The sequence below is a fragment of the Stenotrophomonas sp. RG-453 genome (genome assembly GCF_033843685.1).
Classification (GTDB): Bacteria; Pseudomonadota; Gammaproteobacteria; order Xanthomonadales; family Xanthomonadaceae; genus Stenotrophomonas; species Stenotrophomonas bentonitica_A.
Map to the genome: position 1 here is coordinate 110,115 of NZ_JAMYED010000007.1, position 16,764 is coordinate 126,878.

The 16,764-nt window shown below is 68.5% G+C and carries 11 protein-coding genes; all 11 read left to right on the plus strand.

The features are described 5' to 3' along the window. Window positions 1–537 precede the first annotated feature (537 nt). The 11 genes from NJD74_RS14440 (at window position 538) to NJD74_RS14490 (ending at window position 16,725) form a co-directional block, all read left to right on the plus strand. Window positions 538–1,860 (plus strand): TolC family protein, encoded by a 1,323-nt coding sequence (locus tag NJD74_RS14440; RefSeq protein ID WP_319624436.1) that lies wholly within the window; start codon window positions 538–540, stop codon window positions 1,858–1,860. Next, window positions 1,857–3,233 (plus strand): efflux RND transporter periplasmic adaptor subunit, encoded by a 1,377-nt coding sequence (locus NJD74_RS14445; protein ID WP_319624437.1) that lies wholly within the window; start codon window positions 1,857–1,859, stop codon window positions 3,231–3,233. The genes NJD74_RS14440 and NJD74_RS14445 overlap by 4 nt, the downstream gene beginning before the upstream one ends. 1 nt (window position 3,234) lies before the next feature. Continuing rightward, the gene (locus NJD74_RS14450; protein ID WP_319624438.1) at window positions 3,235–6,387 is read left to right on the plus strand and encodes a CusA/CzcA family heavy metal efflux RND transporter; all 3,153 of its coding nucleotides are present in this window, start codon (window positions 3,235–3,237) and stop codon (window positions 6,385–6,387) included. A 171-nt stretch (window positions 6,388–6,558) separates the two neighbouring features. Beyond that, window positions 6,559–7,071 carry a MerR family transcriptional regulator gene (locus NJD74_RS14455; protein WP_319624439.1) on the plus strand — a complete coding sequence of 171 codons (513 nt, stop codon included), beginning with the start codon at window positions 6,559–6,561 and terminating at the stop codon, window positions 7,069–7,071. Continuing rightward, window positions 7,068–7,376, plus strand: coding sequence for a DUF2933 domain-containing protein (locus tag NJD74_RS14460; RefSeq protein ID WP_129135904.1), 309 nt, complete (start codon window positions 7,068–7,070; stop codon window positions 7,374–7,376). The genes NJD74_RS14455 and NJD74_RS14460 overlap by 4 nt, the downstream gene beginning before the upstream one ends. Window position 7,377: 1 nt before the next feature. After that, window positions 7,378–8,043, plus strand: a complete 666-nt coding sequence (locus NJD74_RS14465) for an isoprenylcysteine carboxylmethyltransferase family protein (RefSeq protein ID WP_319624440.1) — start codon at window positions 7,378–7,380, stop codon at window positions 8,041–8,043. After that, the gene (locus NJD74_RS14470) at window positions 8,040–10,433 is read left to right on the plus strand and encodes a heavy metal translocating P-type ATPase (protein WP_319624441.1); all 2,394 of its coding nucleotides are present in this window, start codon (window positions 8,040–8,042) and stop codon (window positions 10,431–10,433) included. The genes NJD74_RS14465 and NJD74_RS14470 overlap by 4 nt, the downstream gene beginning before the upstream one ends. Before the next feature lie 22 nt (window positions 10,434–10,455). Further along, window positions 10,456–11,841, plus strand: coding sequence for an MBL fold metallo-hydrolase (locus tag NJD74_RS14475; protein WP_319624442.1), 1,386 nt, complete (start codon window positions 10,456–10,458; stop codon window positions 11,839–11,841). Further along, the gene (locus NJD74_RS14480; protein ID WP_319624443.1) at window positions 11,838–13,355 is read left to right on the plus strand and encodes a thymidine phosphorylase family protein; all 1,518 of its coding nucleotides are present in this window, start codon (window positions 11,838–11,840) and stop codon (window positions 13,353–13,355) included. Before NJD74_RS14475 ends, NJD74_RS14480 begins: the two co-directional genes overlap by 4 nt. Continuing rightward, entirely contained in the window at window positions 13,352–14,266 is a 915-nt protein-coding gene (locus NJD74_RS14485) for a ribose-phosphate diphosphokinase (RefSeq protein ID WP_319624444.1), read from the plus strand. The genes NJD74_RS14480 and NJD74_RS14485 overlap by 4 nt, the downstream gene beginning before the upstream one ends. Then, entirely contained in the window at window positions 14,263–16,725 is a 2,463-nt protein-coding gene (locus NJD74_RS14490; RefSeq protein WP_319624445.1) for a xylulose 5-phosphate 3-epimerase, read from the plus strand. The genes NJD74_RS14485 and NJD74_RS14490 overlap by 4 nt, the downstream gene beginning before the upstream one ends. Window positions 16,726–16,764: the final 39 nt, after the last annotated feature.

Genomic DNA, 16,764 nt, shown 5'->3' on the forward strand with positions numbered 1-16,764 from the left:
ACCGGAAATGGTTCCAGCGCACGGTCCTCCTCGCGATGGCGGCGCTGCTCTGGTCCCAGCTCGCATTAGCCGGACATGGCGAGTGCCTGGATCTCCCAGGTTCGCCGGCCGCACTCGTCACTGCCGCCAGCGACGCCCGACACGGCCACGGCCATGACTGCGATGCCTTGCTCCCCTCGGCGAGCAAGGCGCTGTGCGACGCACACTGCACCGAAGGTGACATCTCGGCGAACAGTGGGCGTATCCCACCGGTCCCGCCGCTGCTCGCCGGCGACTGGCACTCCTGGGTCGCGGTGGCTGATGGCGCGGATGGCTCCCACGTGGCCACGTCCATCCGGGTCGACTCGCCCCCCAGACCTGCCTGGCACCGACCAACCGCCCACCCAGCGGCCCTCCTGCTGATTTGATGCCCGAACGCTGACTGCCCCGCACCTCCTGTGCGGCGCAGTGCTCTGCGTTCGTGCCGTGCTGCATCACGGCATGTGCTCCTGCCCTCGTCCGAGCGACCTGCGTCGCTTCGGCCCAAGGACATCTGACATGGCATCCCCGTTCGACCGACTGCAGGCCAGGCGCCTGCTTCCTCGCCCGCTGTTCCGCCGGCGGCCACCGCTCCGGCACCTGCTTCCCTGCCTGCTCGCCAGCACCTTGTGGACGCTGGCGCTGCCTGTGTCGGCCACCGACCCTGTCCCGGGGCACAGCCTCGAGTCGATCCGCGTCTGGGTTCTCGAACACAACCCCGAGCTGCGGGTACTGGACCTCGAAGCCCAGGCCGCCGAGGCGCGAATCCTGCCTGCAGGCGCACTGCCCGATCCGTCTGCGTCGGTGGGCTTCAGCGGCCTGGATCCGGACAAGCCCTGGCGGACTCCCGATGCCGGTCGCGAAGTCTCCTACGCCCTGCGCCAGCGCTTCCCGCTCTGGGGCAAGCGCGGCCTGGCGCGGACCGTCGCCAGCCAGGACGCGGTCGCGCTCGGCCTCGACCGCGTCACCGCGACGCGCGACCTCTTGGCTGATGCCGAGGCGGCCTACGCACGCTACTGGCACGCAGACCAGGCGGTCGCTGTGCTCGATCGGCGCATCGTCCTCCTCCGCCAGATCGAAGAGATCGCCGGCGTTCGCTACGCCCTGGGCCGTGCGGCACAGCAGGACGCGATCCGTGCCCAGGTCGAGCAGACCAGCCTCCAGCGCGAGCGGATCGAGCGCCTCGCGGCCAAACAGGAGGCAGTCGCTACGCTCAACGCCGTGCTCGGCCGCCGCTCCGATGCGCCGCTGACCACCCCCGATGAGGCGCCCCGCCTCTTCGTTCGCAGCGCTTCGCTGGCCGAAGCGCTGGATGGCGCCGATGCGCATCCGGCAGTGCGTTCGCAGCGCGCCCGCGCCGAGGCCGCCCGCACGAACGTGGTGCTGGAGCGTCGCAACCGGTATCCCGATATCACCGTGGGCGTGGGCGCGATGCAACTCGGCAATGGGATCGAAAGCACCGAGCTGATGCTGGAGGTGGAGATCCCGTTCCAGCAGCGCGCCCGACGCGAGCGCGAGCGCGAATCCCGTCTGCTCGAAGACGCAGCACTCGCCCGCATGGACGCCACGCTTCGGAACGTCGAAGAGCGCGGCGCCTCCGCCTGGGCACAGTGGACCAGCGCACGCGAACGCCGCGGACTGATCGAAAACACGCTGCTGCCGCAGGCGGACGCCACCTGGCAGTCCGCGCTGGCCAGCTACCAGGTCGGTGAAGTCGACTTCGGGACGCTGCTGGAAGCACTCAATGAATGGCAGGGCGCCGACCTCGCACGGGTCGACGCGCTGCGTGACGAAATGTTGGGCGCCGCCGCCGTGCGCGCCATCGAAGGAGAGATCCGATGACCCGTGTCCAGACCCTGTCGCTCGCCATCGGCGTCGCATTCACCGCCCTGGCCATCGGCTGGATGGCCGGCCGCGCCACACAAGACTCCTCGTCCGCCGACACCTCTGCCGAGGCGACGACGGAACGCAAGGTGGTCTATTACCGCAATCCCATGGGCCTGCCAGACACTTCGCCCGTGCCGAAGAAGGATCCGATGGGTATGGATTACGTCCCGGTCTATGCCGGGGAGGAGGCGCCGGCGACGCCGGGCACGGTGGTGATGGCACCGGACAAGGTGCAGGCGCTAGGCGTGCGCACCGAAGCGGTCAAGCGCGGCGCCCTAGCCGGCACCTTGCGCACCAGCGGCACGGTCGAGGTCGACGAGACCCGGCAGTATGCGATCGCGCCACGCTTCGAAGGCTGGGTCGAGCGGCTGTACGCGAACCAGACCGGCATGCGGGTCCGCGCAGGACAGCCCCTACTGTCCGTCTACAGCCCGCAGCTGGCCGCGGCGCAGCAGGAATACCGACTGGCGAACGAGACCGCCCGCCGGCTGGCAGAGTCCGATCCCGCGAGCGCGGCGTCGATGGTCCGTCTGCGCGATGCCGCGCGCACCCGCCTGCGCAACTGGGAAATCAGCGATGCGCAGCTCGACAGGACGGACCTGGTGCTCACCGCGCCAGCGGACGCGGTGGTGATCGAGAAGCCGGTGGTCCAGGGCGCACGGTTCGAGCCCGGCGAGACCATCCTGCGCCTGGCCGACCTGTCGACGGTCTGGGTGATCGCCAAGGTACCGGCGGCTCAGGCCGCGGGAATCAGGGCCGGGCAGCCGGCCCGCTTCGAAACCGTGGCCCTCCCCGGCCAGGTGGCCCAGGGCGAGGTCACGTTCGTGCAGCCGGTCGTCGATGCGTTGACGCGCACCGTGGACGTGCGCATCGCCCTGCCCAACCCCACCGGCGACCTGCGTCCCGGGCTCTACGGAACAGTGCTGCTCGAGGAGCCGGGGGTCGGACCGGTCCTGACCGTTCCGCGCTCGGCCGTGCTCGACAGCGGCACGCGCCAGGTGGTGTTGGTCGAAACCGGCCCCGGACGCTTCGCATCGCGTGACGTCAGCCTGGGGCGGCGCGGCGGCGATCGCATCGAGATCCTGGACGGGCTCGTCGAGGGCGAGCAGGTCGTGGTCTCGGCGAACTTCCTGATTGACGCCGAAAGCAACCTGCAGTCGGCGCTCGAGGGTCTTGGCGGTCATGCAGGACATGGCATGCCCTCGGGCACCAGCGAGGATCCACAACCCGAGTCCGGCGACGGCGTCTCCAACCCGCACGCAGGTCATTCCATGCCGGCCACCCCGGAGGAGACTCCGCGCTCCCCCACCGGCCACGAGGGGCACTGACATGCTTGGCCGCCTCATCGAATGGTCGGTCCGCAACGTCTTCCTGGTGCTGGTGATGACGCTGGCGATCGTGGCCGGCGGCATCTACGCGCTGATGCAGACCCCGCTGGACGCGCAACCGGACCTGTCGGATGTCCAAGTGATTGTGTTCACCGAGTACCCGGGACAAGCGCCCCAGGTGGTCGAGGACCAGGTGACGTATCCGCTGACCAGCGCCCTGCTCTCGGTGCCCAAGTCGAAGGACGTCCGCGGCTTCTCGTTCTTCGGTGCCTCGTTCATCTACGTCATCTTCGAGGAAGGGACGGACCTCTACTGGGCGCGCTCGCGCGTGCTGGAAAACCTGAACGTCGCCTCCAAGAACCTCCCGGCCGGCGTGGCACCCGCACTGGGCCCCGACGCCACGGGCGTGGGTTGGGTCTACCAGTACATCCTCAAGAGCGACCGCCATTCGCTGGACGAACTGCGCGCCATGCAGGACTGGTACCTGCGCTACCAGCTGACCACCGCCCCGGGCGTCGCCGAGGTCGCCAGCGTCGGCGGCTTCGTGCGCCAGTACTCGATCACCGTCGATCCGGTCCGGCTGCGCGAGTTCGGCATCCCGATTTCGCGGGTGTCCGAGGTGATCGCCGAGAGCAACCGTGACGTCGGCGGCCGCGTGATCGAGATGGCCGAGACCGAGTACATGGTGCGGGGCCGGGGCTACCTGCGCGGTATAGAAGACATCGAGAGCCTGGTGTTGCGCGCCGAAGGAGGCGCGCCGGTGTTGATCGGCGACGTCGCCCGGGTGGAACTGGTGCCCGACGAGCGCCGTGGCATCGCCGACCTGGACGGCCAGGGCGATGTCGTGGCCGGGATCGTCATTGCGCGATTCGGCGAGAACGCCCTGGCCGTGATCGGGGGGGTGAAGGACAAGATCGCGGAGCTTGCACGAGGCTTGCCCGAAGGCGTCAGTATCCAGGCGGTCTACGACCGGTCCGACCTGATCAAGCGCGCCATCAAGACCCTGCGCACGACATTGCTCGAGGAGAGCCTGATCGTCGCGCTGGTGTGCCTGGTATTCCTGTTCCATGCGCGCAGCGCGCTGGTCGCTATCGTCATGCTGCCGATCGGCGTGCTGATCGCGGTCATCGCGATGCGTGCGTTCGGCATGAACTCCAACATCATGAGCCTGGGCGGCATCGCGATCTCGATCGGCGTGATGGTCGACGCCGCGATCGTGATGATCGAGAACGCGCACAAGCACATCGAACGCGCCGACGGCTCCCGCAGCCGCACCCAGCTGATCATCGACGCCTGCCGCGAGGTCGGGCCCGCGCTGTTCTTCAGCCTGATGATCATCACCGTCTCGTTCCTGCCGGTCTTCGCGCTCGAGGCGCAGGAAGGACGCCTGTTCAAGCCGCTGGCGTTCACCAAGACGTTCGCCATGGCCGGTGGCGCGCTGCTGTCGGTGACGCTGGTACCGGTGCTGATGCTCCTGTTCGTGCGCGGCAAGATCGTTCCCGAGCAGAAGAACCCGGTGAACCGCTTCCTGGTCGCGGCCTACCGGCCCGTGATCGACGTCGTGCTGCGGAACCGCATGGCCACGATCGCGATCGCCCTCGTCGCCCTGTTCGCCAGCGTGTGGCCCGCTTCACGACTGGGCAGCGAGTTCATGCCGACGCTCAACGAGGGCACGCTCTTGTACATGCCCGCGTCGCTCCCCGGCATGTCGGTGACCAAGGCCTCAGAGCTGCTGCAGCAGCAGGACCGGATCATCAAGGGCTTCCCGGAGGTGGAGTCGGTCTTCGGCAAGGCCGGTCGTGCCTTGACAGCGACCGACCCGGCGCCGCTGGAGATGTTCGAGACGGTCATCAACCTCAAGCCCGAGGACAAGTGGCGCGACGGCATGACCACCGACAAGCTCATCGCCGAGATGGACACAGCGCTGAAGTTCCCCGGCGTAGCCAACTCGTGGACGATGCCGATCAAGGCGCGGACCGACATGCTGGCCACCGGCATCCGCACGCCGGTGGGCATCAAGCTCTTCGGCAACGACCTGGAGCAGTTGGGCGCCTTGGCAACCGAGATCGAAGGGGTCGTGCGCGGGGTGCCCGGAACGACCAGTGCGTTCGCCGAGCGCCTGACCGGGGCCTACTATCTGGACATCACCCCGGACCTGGGCCGCCTGGCCCAGTACGGCGTGACCCTGGGCGAGGTGCAGGACGTGGTGGCGGCCGCCCTGGGCGGCGAGATGGTCACCACCATCCTCCAGGGCCGCGAGCGCTTCAGCGCGATCGTGCGCTATCCACGCGAGCTGCGTGACGACCCGCACCGCATCGGGACCCAGGTCCTGGTTCCGGTCCCCGGCGGCGCCCAGGTGCCCCTCGGCGAGTTGGCGCGGATTGAGGTCAACAAAGGGGCGCCGAGCATCCGCACCGAGAACGCCATGCTGGCGGCCTACATCTACGTCGACACGCGCGAGAGCGACCTGGGCCGCTACGTGGAGGCGGCACAGCAGGCCGTTGCCGAGCAGGTGCAGTTCCCACCCGGCTACTACGTGACCTGGAGCGGGCAGTACGAGTACATGCAGCGCGCCGCCGAAAAGATGCGCGTCGTCATCCCGGTGACGCTGGCGCTGATCTTCCTGCTGCTGTACCTCAACTTCCGCCGCGTCACCGAGTCGTTGATCGTGATGCTGTCGGTGCCGTTCGCGCTGGTCGGCGGCGTCTGGCTGATGTGGATGCTCGATTACAACGTCAGCGTCGCCGTGATCGTGGGCTTCATCGCGCTGGCCGGCGTCGCCGCGGAAACCGGCGTGGTGATGCTGATCTACCTCGACCACGCGCTCGAGGCGCGTGCCGCGCAGTGTCGGGCCGAAGGCCGCTCTCTGGATGCACGCGACCTCCGCGAGGCGATCATCGAAGGCGCGGTCGACCGCGTGCGCCCGAAAATGATGACCGTGGTCGCGATCATGGCCGGCCTGCTGCCGATCATGTGGAGCAGCGGCACCGGCTCGGAGGTCATGCGCCGCATCGCCGCGCCGATGGTGGGTGGCATGGTTTCGTCGACGGTGCTGACGCTGGTCGTGATCCCTGCGCTGTACTCGTTGATCAAGCAGCGACAGCTGGCCAGAAAGGCTTCGGCGCCCACCGCGCTGCCCGTGGAAGTGCCGTGATGCGGCCCTCTTTCAACGCGCGTGGGCAAAGGCGGTGCGCGCATACGCGGGCCGTCGTTGTCGCCGCGGAAGCACGGAACGCCTTGTGATTGATGGAATCGCGTCAGTCGAGCTTGACCTGTGTGCGAGACACAGGCTTAGCGTGATCAACACCTTTCCGGGAGTGCGCCAATGACGTCCAAAGACGAATCAACGCCGCCTCTGATGACGCTACGCCAGCTGGCACAGCAGGGCGATGTCACGGTGCATGTAGTGCGCAACTATCTGCGGCGTGGCCTGCTGCGAGCGGCCGCGCATACCGAGAGCGGTTATCAGCTGTTTTCAGCCTCGGAACTCCAGCGCCTGCACTTCATTCGTACGGCGCAACAACTTGGCTTCACGCTGGCTGAAATCGAGGAAATCATCCGCCACAGCCTCCTGCGACACAGTCCCTGCCCGTTCGTGAGGGACATCATCCGACGCAGGCTCCACGACACCCGCCAACAACTGGACAGGCTGCTGACCATGCACGAACGGATGGAGCATGCCACCCACGCTTGGGCAACGCTGCCGGACTCCATTCCGACTGGCGACGATGTCTGCGCATTGATCGAAGCCGTTGCCGCGACAGAAGGCGGCAAGTTCGTCAAGTCCACCCCGCGACGACTCCTCGGGCGCCGCCTCACTCAGGAGAATCTGCCATGACTGTCCCCCGCTCTCCCGCCACGTCCGGGCCCCGACGTTGGGTCTTCTGGACCTTCCTCGCGCTGGCCGTGTTCTATCTGGGCGTCGAGCATCGCGCCCACCTCGCCGGAACGCTCCGCTGGTTGCCGCTGGCCATCCTGCTGTTGTGCCCGCTCATGCATGTGTTCATGCACAAGGGACATGGCGGTCATGGAGGCCACGGGCAAGACAGAAATGCCGATGCCCCCACCGGTGGTGGTGATGACGGCCGTCGCAAGCAGGCACAGACCGACGAGACATCCGACACCTCGACCGGAGGGCACTGACATGCATGCACCTGACTCTGGCTACGGACTCTGGCTCCTGGCCGCCATCAACGCCGCGTTCTTCATCTTCTTCGCGTGGAGCTTCTACAAGCCGTTGACCCGGTGGGACTGGCGGGGGTTCGGGATGTTCTCCGCCTTCGTCGTGGCCCTGTTCGCGGAAATGTATGGCTTCCCGCTGACGCTGTACGTCCTGGGCGGCTGGCTCAGCGCCAACTATCCGCAGGTGGACTGGCTCAGCCATGACGCGGGCCATCTGCTGGAGATGTGGTTCGGCTGGCGCGCCAACCCGCATTTCGGCCCATTCCACATCGCAAGCTTCGTCCTGATCGGCGGCGGCTTCTGGCTGCTGGCGGCCGCCTGGCCGGTGCTGTATCGGGCACAGCGTGAAGGCCGGCTCGCCCGCGAGGGCGTGTATGCGCGCATGCGTCACCCGCAGTACGTCGCCTTCGTGCTCGTGCTGACCGGCTTCCTGCTGCAGTGGCCCACGCTGCTCACGCTCGCCAGCTATCCGGTGCTCGTGTGGGCCTATGCCCGACTGGCGCGCCGTGAGGAAAAAGACTGCTTGAGCCGCTTCGGCGACGACTACGTCCGCTACATGCAGGAAGTGCCGGCCTTCATCCCCCGACGCCGGCGCGGCCCCGCCCCATCCCAAGGAGAAGCCCGATGATGCAGGTCCACGAACCCACGGTGCGCACGCGCACCTGGCCCATCGGCGACATGGTGAGCACCGGCTGCGCGCGCACGCTGGAGAAGGCCGTGGCCGCGCTGCCTGGAGTCAACGCCACCAGCGCGAACTTCGCTACCGCGACCCTGCAGGTGTCCTACGACCCGGCCCGCCTGTCGGCGGGCGCGGTCGCCACCGCGATCCGCGACTGCGGCTTCCAATGCATCGCGCCGATGCCTGATGCCGACCCCGCCGCAGGCGCGCACGCCCATGCTGCCCATGCCGGGCACGGACAGGAATTGGCCGCAGAGCGCCCCGCTGACGCCCACGCCGGCCACGGCGATGACGCCACGGATGCCGGGGGCCACGACGCCCATGCGGGCATGAACCACGGCAGCGATCTGCACGCCGCGGCGCGCGACATGGGCCGCCGCTTCCTGGTCGCCCTCGCCTTCGCGATCCCGGTGTTCGTGTGGTCGCCCATGGGCGGCCTGATGGAGCCGCCGCCGGTGCCGTTCGGACTGCGCGAGAACGTCTGGTTGTTCCTGCTGGCGACCGGCGCCGTGCTGTATCCGGGCTGGCCATTCTTCAGTGCGGCGATCCGCTCCCTGCGGCGCGGCGTACTCGACATGGCGGTATTGGTGCTCCTCAGCGTGGGCACGGGTTACGGTTTCAGCATCGCGTCGACGTTCTTCTTCGACGGGCCGAACTTCTACGAGGCCTCAGCCGTCTTGCTGACCTTCGTCCTGCTTGGCCACTGGCTCGAGATGCGGGCTCGCGCCGGCGCCTCGGACGCCATGAAAGCGCTGCTGAAGCTGTCCCCACCCCGCGCGATCGTCCGGCGCGAGGGGCAGGAAATCGAGATCCCCACTGCGGAAGTGCTGGTCGGCGACATCGTAGTGGTGCGGCCCGGGGCCAAGATTCCGGTCGACGGCACCGTCACCGAAGGCAGCTCCCAGGTCGACGAATCCATGCTGACCGGCGAGTCGATGCCGGTGCGCAAGGATCCCGGAGAGTCCGTCGTCGGCGGATCGATCAACAAGAGCGGCGCATTTGCCTACACAGCCACCAAGATCGGTAGCGACACGGCACTGGCGCAGATCATCAAGCTGGTCCAGACCGCGCAAAACTCCAAGGCGCCCGCGCAGCTGCTCGCCGACCGCGCCTCGCAGTGGCTGGTGCTGGCCGCGGTCGTGATCGGACTGCTGACGTTCGCGGTCTGGTTCTGGTGGCTCGGACAACCGCTCATGTTCGCGCTGACGCTGACGATCACCGTCTTCGTAATCGCCTGCCCCGACGCGCTCGGGTTGGCGACGCCGATGGCGATCATGATCGGCACGGGCCTGGGCGCACGCCACGGCATCCTCTTCAAGCATGCCGAATCGATCGAGAAGAGCGCACGCCTGGACGTGGTGATCTTCGACAAGACCGGTACCCTGACGGTCGGCGCCCCCGAGGTGGTCGACATGGCGGTCGCGCCGGGCTGGACGCAGGAGCGATTGCTGGCCTCGGCCGCCGCGGTCGAAGCGCACTCCGAGCACCCGCTGGCACAGGCCATCCTCAAACGCGCCGGACCGGTGGCTGACCGCGCTACGGCGTTCACCAACATCGACGGCCAGGGCGCCACCGGCATGGTCGCAGGGGTCCAAGTGCTCCTGGGCAACCGGATTCTGATGGTTGAACACGGCATCGACCTCTCCGTACTGGAAGCAGAGGCCGCGCGCCTCACCGGCGCCGGCCGCACGGTGATCTATGCCGGGGTGGGTGGCCAGCTCGCAGGCTTCTTCGCGATTGCCGACGCGATCCGGGAGACCTCGCGCGCCGCCATTGACGAGCTGCATCGGCGCAACATCAAAGTGGCGATGATCACCGGCGACAACCGCCCCACGGCCGAGCGCGTGGCGCAGGACCTGGGAATCGACATCGTGCTGGCCGACGTGCTGCCGGGCGGCAAGGCCGATGAGGTCATCAAGCTGCAGTCGCAGGGCCTCAAGGTCGGCATGGTGGGCGACGGCATCAACGACGCACCGGCGCTCACCCAGGCCGACGTGGGCTTTGCGATCGGCGCCGGCACCGACGTCGCGATCGAAAGCGCGGACGTCGTGCTCATGCATAGCGACCCCTATGACGTCGTTCGCGCGACCACCATCGCCCACGCCACCCTGCGCAAGATGCACCAGAACCTGGGCTGGGCCGTGGGTTACAACGTCCTGGCCTTCCCGCTTGCAGCCGGGGTGCTTTATCCCTTCGTGCTGTCGCCCGAAATCGCCGCGCTCTCCATGTCGGGAAGTTCGGTGATCGTCGCCGTCAACGCCTTGCTGCTGCGCCGCGTGCGGCTGGTCCCACGTACCGCAGGCGACCCCACGCCTTCCTCTCTCGAAACCGCGGCGTAGCCGCCAACCCACCGGAGCACCCATGAACAACGCAACCAGTCCCACTCTCCAGTTCCTCGGCGCCGCGGGCACCGTCACCGGCTCGCGCTACCTGGTCGAGGCCAATGGCCAGCGCGTGCTGGTCGACTGCGGCCTGTTCCAGGGCTACAAGCAACTGCGCGAACGCAACTGGGCTCCGTTTCCCGTTGAGCCGTCTTCGATCGACGCGGTCGTCCTGACCCACGCCCACCTGGATCATTCGGGCTACCTGCCCGCACTGGTCAAACAGGGGTTCCGCGGGCGGATCCACTGCACCCACGGCAGCGTCGCCCTGTGTGGCCTGCTGCTCCCCGATAGCGGACACCTGCTCGAAGAGGAGGCGAAGTACGCCGCACGCAAGGGCTACTCGAAGCACAAGGAGCCGCGACCGCTCTACACAGAAGACGACGCCCGTCGCAGCCTGAAGCAGCTCAAGGGGAATGACTACGAGCGGGACATCGAGGTCGCGCCCGGCTTCACAGTCCGTTTCCATCCCGCCGGCCATATCCTGGGCGCCGCCCACGTCAGCCTGGACGTGCAAGGCCAGCGCCTGCACTTCAGTGGCGACCTGGGCCGGCAACAGGAGTCGCTGATGAATCCGCCGACGCCCCTGCCCGCCTGTGACGTACTGGTCTGCGAATCCACATATGGCAATCGGGAACACGTTCCGATCGACCAGGAGGCGGAGCTGGCCCCCATCATCCGCCGCGTCGCTGCCCGTGGGGGCGTAATCGTCATTCCGGCCTTTGCCATCGGTCGCGCCCAGGCGCTCATGCTGCATATCGCCCGGTTGCGCGAGCGCAAGGACATCCCTCGCGTGCCGGTCTACCTCAACAGCCCGATGGCAATCAACGCGACCCGGCACTACCACGCCCACCATTCCGAGCACCACGTGTCCGACGAGGACTGCCAGCGGATGTTCGACGTGGCCACCTTCGTCAACACTGTAGAAGAGTCGAAGGCGCTCAACCGACAGCGCGGCCCGATGATCATCATCTCGGCCAGCGGCATGATCACCGGCGGGCGCGTGCTGCACCACATCGAGGCGTTCGGATCAGACGACCGCAACGCAATCCTGCTCGCGGGTTACCAGGCCGGCGGAACACGCGGCGCCGCGCTGGCGGCAGGAAAGCGCACGTTGCGCATGTTCGGCCGGGAAATTTCCATCCGCGCCGAAGTGGTGCAGCTGGAAGGCTTCTCCGGCCACGCCGACGCCGGGGAGCTGCTGGACTGGATGCGCACCGCGCCGTCCGCCCCGCGCATGGTCTACCTCACCCATGGCGAACCGGATGCGGCCGATACGCTGCGCGGACGCGTAGAGCGCGAGCTGGGCTGGCATGCGCGCGTGCCGGAGCACCTGGAGCGTGTTGGCCTGGGGGATGCGCGATGACCGGGCAGGCCGCAGGCCACACCCGGCTGCGCGTCACCCGTGCCGGGATCGACACCTACCAGCAACCGGTGGTCTACATGCATCGCGACTGTGAAGTCTGCCGCTCGGAAGGCTTTGCCGCGATGACGCGCGTGAGGCTGGACGTGGGCACGCGCACGCTGGTGGCGACGCTGAACGTGGTCGTCGACGACAGGCTGGGACTTGACGAGGTGGCGCTGTCGGAGGTCGCGTGGACGCTCCTCGAACCCATGCCGGATGCACTGGCCCGGGTTCGGCACGCGGAACCCGCGGCGTCGGCAGGCGCGCTCCGCGCCAAGGTGTTCGGGGCACGGCTGGACGACGCGCAGTACCTCGCCCTCGTGCAGGACGTGATGGAAAGCAGGCTGTCGGACCTGGAGCTTGCCGCGTTCGTCACGGCCAGCGCGGGCGACCGCCTGGACCATGCGGAGACGACCGCGCTGACGCGGGCCATGATCTCCGTGGGCCAGCGCCTGGACTGGGGCGAAGGGCCGGTGCTGGACAAACACTGCGTGGGCGGCCTGCCGGGCAATCGCACCACGCCAATCGTGGTGGCCATCGTGGCCGCGCTTGGCTACCGCATTCCGAAGACCTCGTCGCGCGCGATCACGTCGCCCGCGGGCACCGCCGACACCATGGAGGTCATGGCACCGGTGGCGCTCGATCTGGCGGCGATGCGCCGGGTAGTGGAGCGCGAGGGCGGCTGCATCGTCTGGGGCGGCAACGTGCGCCTGAGCCCGGCTGACGACATCCTGATCCGGGTCCAGCGCCCGCTGGACTTCGACAGCGACGGCCAACTGGTCGCCAGCGTGTTGTCGAAGAAGATCGCGGCGGGCTCGACCCACGTCCTGATCGACATGCCGGTAGGCCCGACCGCCAAGGTGCGAAGTGAGGCTGCGGCTGAGAGCCTCGGCTCGCGGCTCGCCCACACCGCGGGCGCGCTTGGACTGCAGCTGGGCATCCATCGCTCCGACGGCAGCCAACCGGTGGGTCGGGGAATCGGTCCGGCGCTTGAGGCGCACGATGTGCTCAAGGTGCTGCGCAACGCCGCTGATGCCCCGGCCGACCTTCGGGAACGCGCGCTGGCGCTGTCCGCGGCGCTGCTCGACATGGCACCGGGCAGCAGCGCCGGCACCGGGCTGCAGTGCGCGCGCAGCGTGCTGGATTCCGGGGCGGCGCTGGCCAAGTTCCTGGCGATCTGCGAGGCCCAGGGAGGCTTCCGCGAACCGCCACGGGCGGCGTTCACCGCCGACGTCCCGGCGCCTGCATCGGGCCGCATCGCGGCGATCGACAACCGCAGGCTGGCCAAACTGGCCAAGCTGGCCGGCGCCCCGACATCCCCCACCGCCGGCCTCGAAACCGGTCTGCGGATCGGCGATACGGTCGAGCGCGGACAGCCCATGATGACCCTGCATGCGGAGTCGCCGGGAGAACTGGCCTACGCCCTGGAGCACGCCGCGACGCTGCAACCCTTTGTGCTTGGAGAGGTTCCATGACCCGTGTGCTGATGCCCTTCCCGGCCGATGCAGTGTTGGCCGGCACCATCAACCAGCCCCTGCAGGCGCGCATTGCACCCGTGGCCTGGCGGCACTTCCCCGATGGCGAGTCGCTGGTCACCCTGGACGACGCACTGGACGGCGCCGATGTGGCGATCCTGGCCAGCCTGCGCAACGCCGATGCCATGGCCCTCCCGCTGCGCTTCGCCGCCCGGGCGGCGCGCGAATTCGGGGCGCGGTCGGTCGGCTTGATCGCGCCCTACCTCGGCTATATGCGCCAGGACACCCGCTTCCATCCCGGTGAGGCGGTCAGTACGCCGCTGTTCGCGCAATTCCTCGAGGAGGCCTTCGACTGGCTGGTGACCGTGGACCCGCACCTGCACCGCGTCGAGCGCCTGCAGTCGCTGTACCGGATTCCGACGGCCCACGTGTCGGCAACGCCAGCCGTGGCCCGCTGGATCGCGGAGACGGTCCCCGACGCGGTGCTGATCGGACCCGACAGCGAGAGTGAACAATGGGTCGCCGACATTGCGGCCCGATGCGGCATGCCCTACCAGGTGCTGGCCAAGGAACGCCATGGCGACTACGACGTGCGCGTCAGCCTCCCCGACCCGCAGGCGGTGTCCGGCCGCACCCCGGTCCTGATCGACGACATCGTGTCGTCCGGCAACACGATCCTGGAAACCCTCGCACACCTGCGTCGATTGTCGCTGCCGCCGCCGTTGCTGGTCGCCATCCATCCGGTGTTCGCCGGTGATGCCTTTACCCGTCTGCGGGAAGCGGGCCTGGCCCGCATCGTGAGTACCGACACCATTGCCCACCCGTCGAACGCGATCGCGCTGGGTGCGGACCTCGCCGCCGCGGCATCGAGCCTGATGACCGCTTCGACCGATTCCCCGGAGGACCCATGAACCTGCATCTCAACTGCTGCACCGCCGACCAGCTGTCGGCCGCCGAGCGCCAGCGGATCCTTGAGCTCGCCGACGCCCACCGGCAGGCCGATCCCCAGTTCGCCCACTGGGCGGCCGGCTACGGGGTGATCCGACATGACCCGCTTACCCAGCTGCGCGTCCGCCAGATGGTCGATGGGCTGGTTACCCTGGGCCGTACGCCCGATGCGGGCACCGCATGGCAGCGGCTTGCCGCGGCCGACCGCGTCACCAGCGCCGGCATGTGGCTGGTGGCGCACATGACCTACAGCCAGCGCGTTCGTACCGACGGCGCGACTCTCGGGATCGATGATTTCAAGACCACGCCCGAAGGCCACACCGGCGGGTCCCTCAACATGGTGCCCGCCTACGCCGGCTACCTGCTGATGGATTCCCTGGATGGCGTCACCCGCGCGTGGATGATGGGCCAGGGGCACTGCGTGGCCGCGATCGACGCGCTGAACGTGCTGGTTGGCAACATGACCGACCGGCACGCTGAACGTTACGACCGCACCGACGAAGGGCTGAGCCGGTTCGTAAGCGACTTCTATGCCTACACCCTCAATCCGGACGGAACGCCGGCGTCGCCCCTCGGCTCCCACGTCAATGCGCACACCGCCGGGGGCGTGATGGAAGGCGGCTATCTCGGCTTTGCCGAGCTGCAGTACGTGCATGCGCCGCTCAAGGATGAACGCCTGGTCGCCTTCCTCAGCGACGGTGCGTTCGAGGAACAGCGTGGCAGCGACTGGGCGCCACGCTGGTGGCGCGCCGAGGACAGCGGACTGGTCAGCCCGATCATCATCCTCAACGGGCGCCGCATCGAACAGCGCAGCCAGATCACCCAGCAGGGCGGCGAGCGGTGGCTGGACCGGCACCTGCGATTGAACGGCTTTGATCCGATCGCGCTGGACGGGCGCGATCCGGCCAGCATCGCGTGGGGCATCCACGTGATGGAGTCGCGCCTGCAAGCGGGCGCCGCTGTTCCCGCCGACGTGCGGCTGCCCTATGGCATCGCCGAAACCGTCAAGGGCTTCGGCTTCCCCGGCGCCGGGACCAACGCCTCGCACAACTTGCCGCTGCCGGGGAATCCGGCGAAGGATGCCGCGGCGCGCACGCTCTTCAATGAAGGCGCAGCGGCGCTGTTCGTGGCCGCGTCGGAGCTCGAGCAGGCCGTTGCCGCACTCAACAGCCACGATCTCCAGCAGCGGGTGCGCGAGCGCGACCATGCGCTGGCCGATCGCCAGGTGGAACCGCCCCGCGTCCCGGCGATCGCCGACCGCGGCGCCGGCGGTGAGAGCTCGCCAATGACCGCACTCGACGAGCAGTTCGTCGCCATCGCCGAGGCGAATCCGGGACTGCGGGTGCGCGTGGGCAATCCCGATGAGCTGCGCAGCAACAAGCTCGACCGGACCCTGGACGCGATGAAGCACCGGGTGCACGAGCCCGAGCCCGGCGTCGCCGAATCGCCAACCGGCGCGGTCATCACTGCGCTCAACGAAGAAGCCGTGGTCTGCGCGGCGCTCGGCAACAAGGGCGGGCTAAACCTGGTGGTCACCTACGAGGCGTTTGCACCGAAGATGCTCGGCGCCGTACGTCAGGAACTGATCTTCGCCCGCCACCAGGCCCAGGCCGGGCGCCCACCCGGCTGGCTGGGCGTGCCCCTGGTGCTGACCTCGCACACGTGGGAGAACGCGAAGAACGAGCAGTCCCACCAGGATCCGACCATGGCCGAGGCACTCATGGGCGAAATGGCCGACATTTCGCGCGTGGTGTTCCCGCCGGACGCCAATGGCGCTGCCGCCGCCCTCGCCCGCGCCTACGCGCAACGGGGCACGGTCACCACACTGGTCGTTCCCAAGCGTCCGGTGCCTCATGAGCTGACCCCGCAGCAGGCCCAGGCGCTGGCCGAGATCGGAGCGACGTGCCTGGCCGGCGATCCGGCGACGGCGGCGATCCTGCTCGTCGCCACCGGCGCGTACCAGCTGCAGGAAGTGCGCCGCGCGCAGGCGCGTCTGGTCGAACGCGGTGTGTCGGCCGCGATCGTCTATCTCGCCGAGCCCGGCCGGTTCCGCGCGCCGCGCGATCCGGAGGAGGCACGGTACGTGCACTCCGACACCGCGGTCCAGGCGCTGTTCCCGGTGAGCAGGCCGCGCGTATTCGTCACCCACACCCGTCCGGAGCCCTTCCTCGGCGCGCTCCGCCGGCTCGACACCGGCCCGGCCACCACCGCGGCGCTGGGCTTCGTCAACCGCGGCGGCACGCTGGACGTGCCGGGCCTGCTGTTCGCCAACCGCAGCACCTGGGCACACGTGGTCGACGCGGCTGCGCACGTCCTCGGCCAGTCCCGTGGCAGCCTGCTGTCCGAAGCGGAGCTGGCGGCAGTGGATGGCCGCGGCGATCCGGCCACGATCCTGCGCCCTGCCACGGGGCCAGCATCGTGAGTCGCCCGGCCAGGACCTCGCGCTGATGGCGGGTACAGT

Excerpts from the sequence above, each read along its gene's own strand:
- NJD74_RS14440 (WP_319624436.1), top strand. The coding sequence starts at position 538 with ATGGCATCCCCGTTCGACCGACTGCAGGCCAGGCGCCTGCTTCCTCGC.
- NJD74_RS14445 (WP_319624437.1), top strand. The coding sequence starts at position 1,857 with ATGACCCGTGTCCAGACCCTGTCGCTCGCCATCGGCGTCGCATTCACC.
- NJD74_RS14450 (WP_319624438.1), top strand. The coding sequence starts at position 3,235 with ATGCTTGGCCGCCTCATCGAATGGTCGGTCCGCAACGTCTTCCTGGTG.
- NJD74_RS14455 (WP_319624439.1), top strand. The coding sequence starts at position 6,559 with ATGACGTCCAAAGACGAATCAACGCCGCCTCTGATGACGCTACGCCAG.
- NJD74_RS14460 (WP_129135904.1), top strand. The coding sequence starts at position 7,068 with ATGACTGTCCCCCGCTCTCCCGCCACGTCCGGGCCCCGACGTTGGGTC.
- NJD74_RS14465 (WP_319624440.1), top strand. The coding sequence starts at position 7,378 with ATGCATGCACCTGACTCTGGCTACGGACTCTGGCTCCTGGCCGCCATC.
- NJD74_RS14470 (WP_319624441.1), top strand. The coding sequence starts at position 8,040 with ATGATGCAGGTCCACGAACCCACGGTGCGCACGCGCACCTGGCCCATC.
- NJD74_RS14475 (WP_319624442.1), top strand. The coding sequence starts at position 10,456 with ATGAACAACGCAACCAGTCCCACTCTCCAGTTCCTCGGCGCCGCGGGC.
- NJD74_RS14480 (WP_319624443.1), top strand. The coding sequence starts at position 11,838 with ATGACCGGGCAGGCCGCAGGCCACACCCGGCTGCGCGTCACCCGTGCC.
- NJD74_RS14485 (WP_319624444.1), top strand. The coding sequence starts at position 13,352 with ATGACCCGTGTGCTGATGCCCTTCCCGGCCGATGCAGTGTTGGCCGGC.
- NJD74_RS14490 (WP_319624445.1), top strand. The coding sequence starts at position 14,263 with ATGAACCTGCATCTCAACTGCTGCACCGCCGACCAGCTGTCGGCCGCC.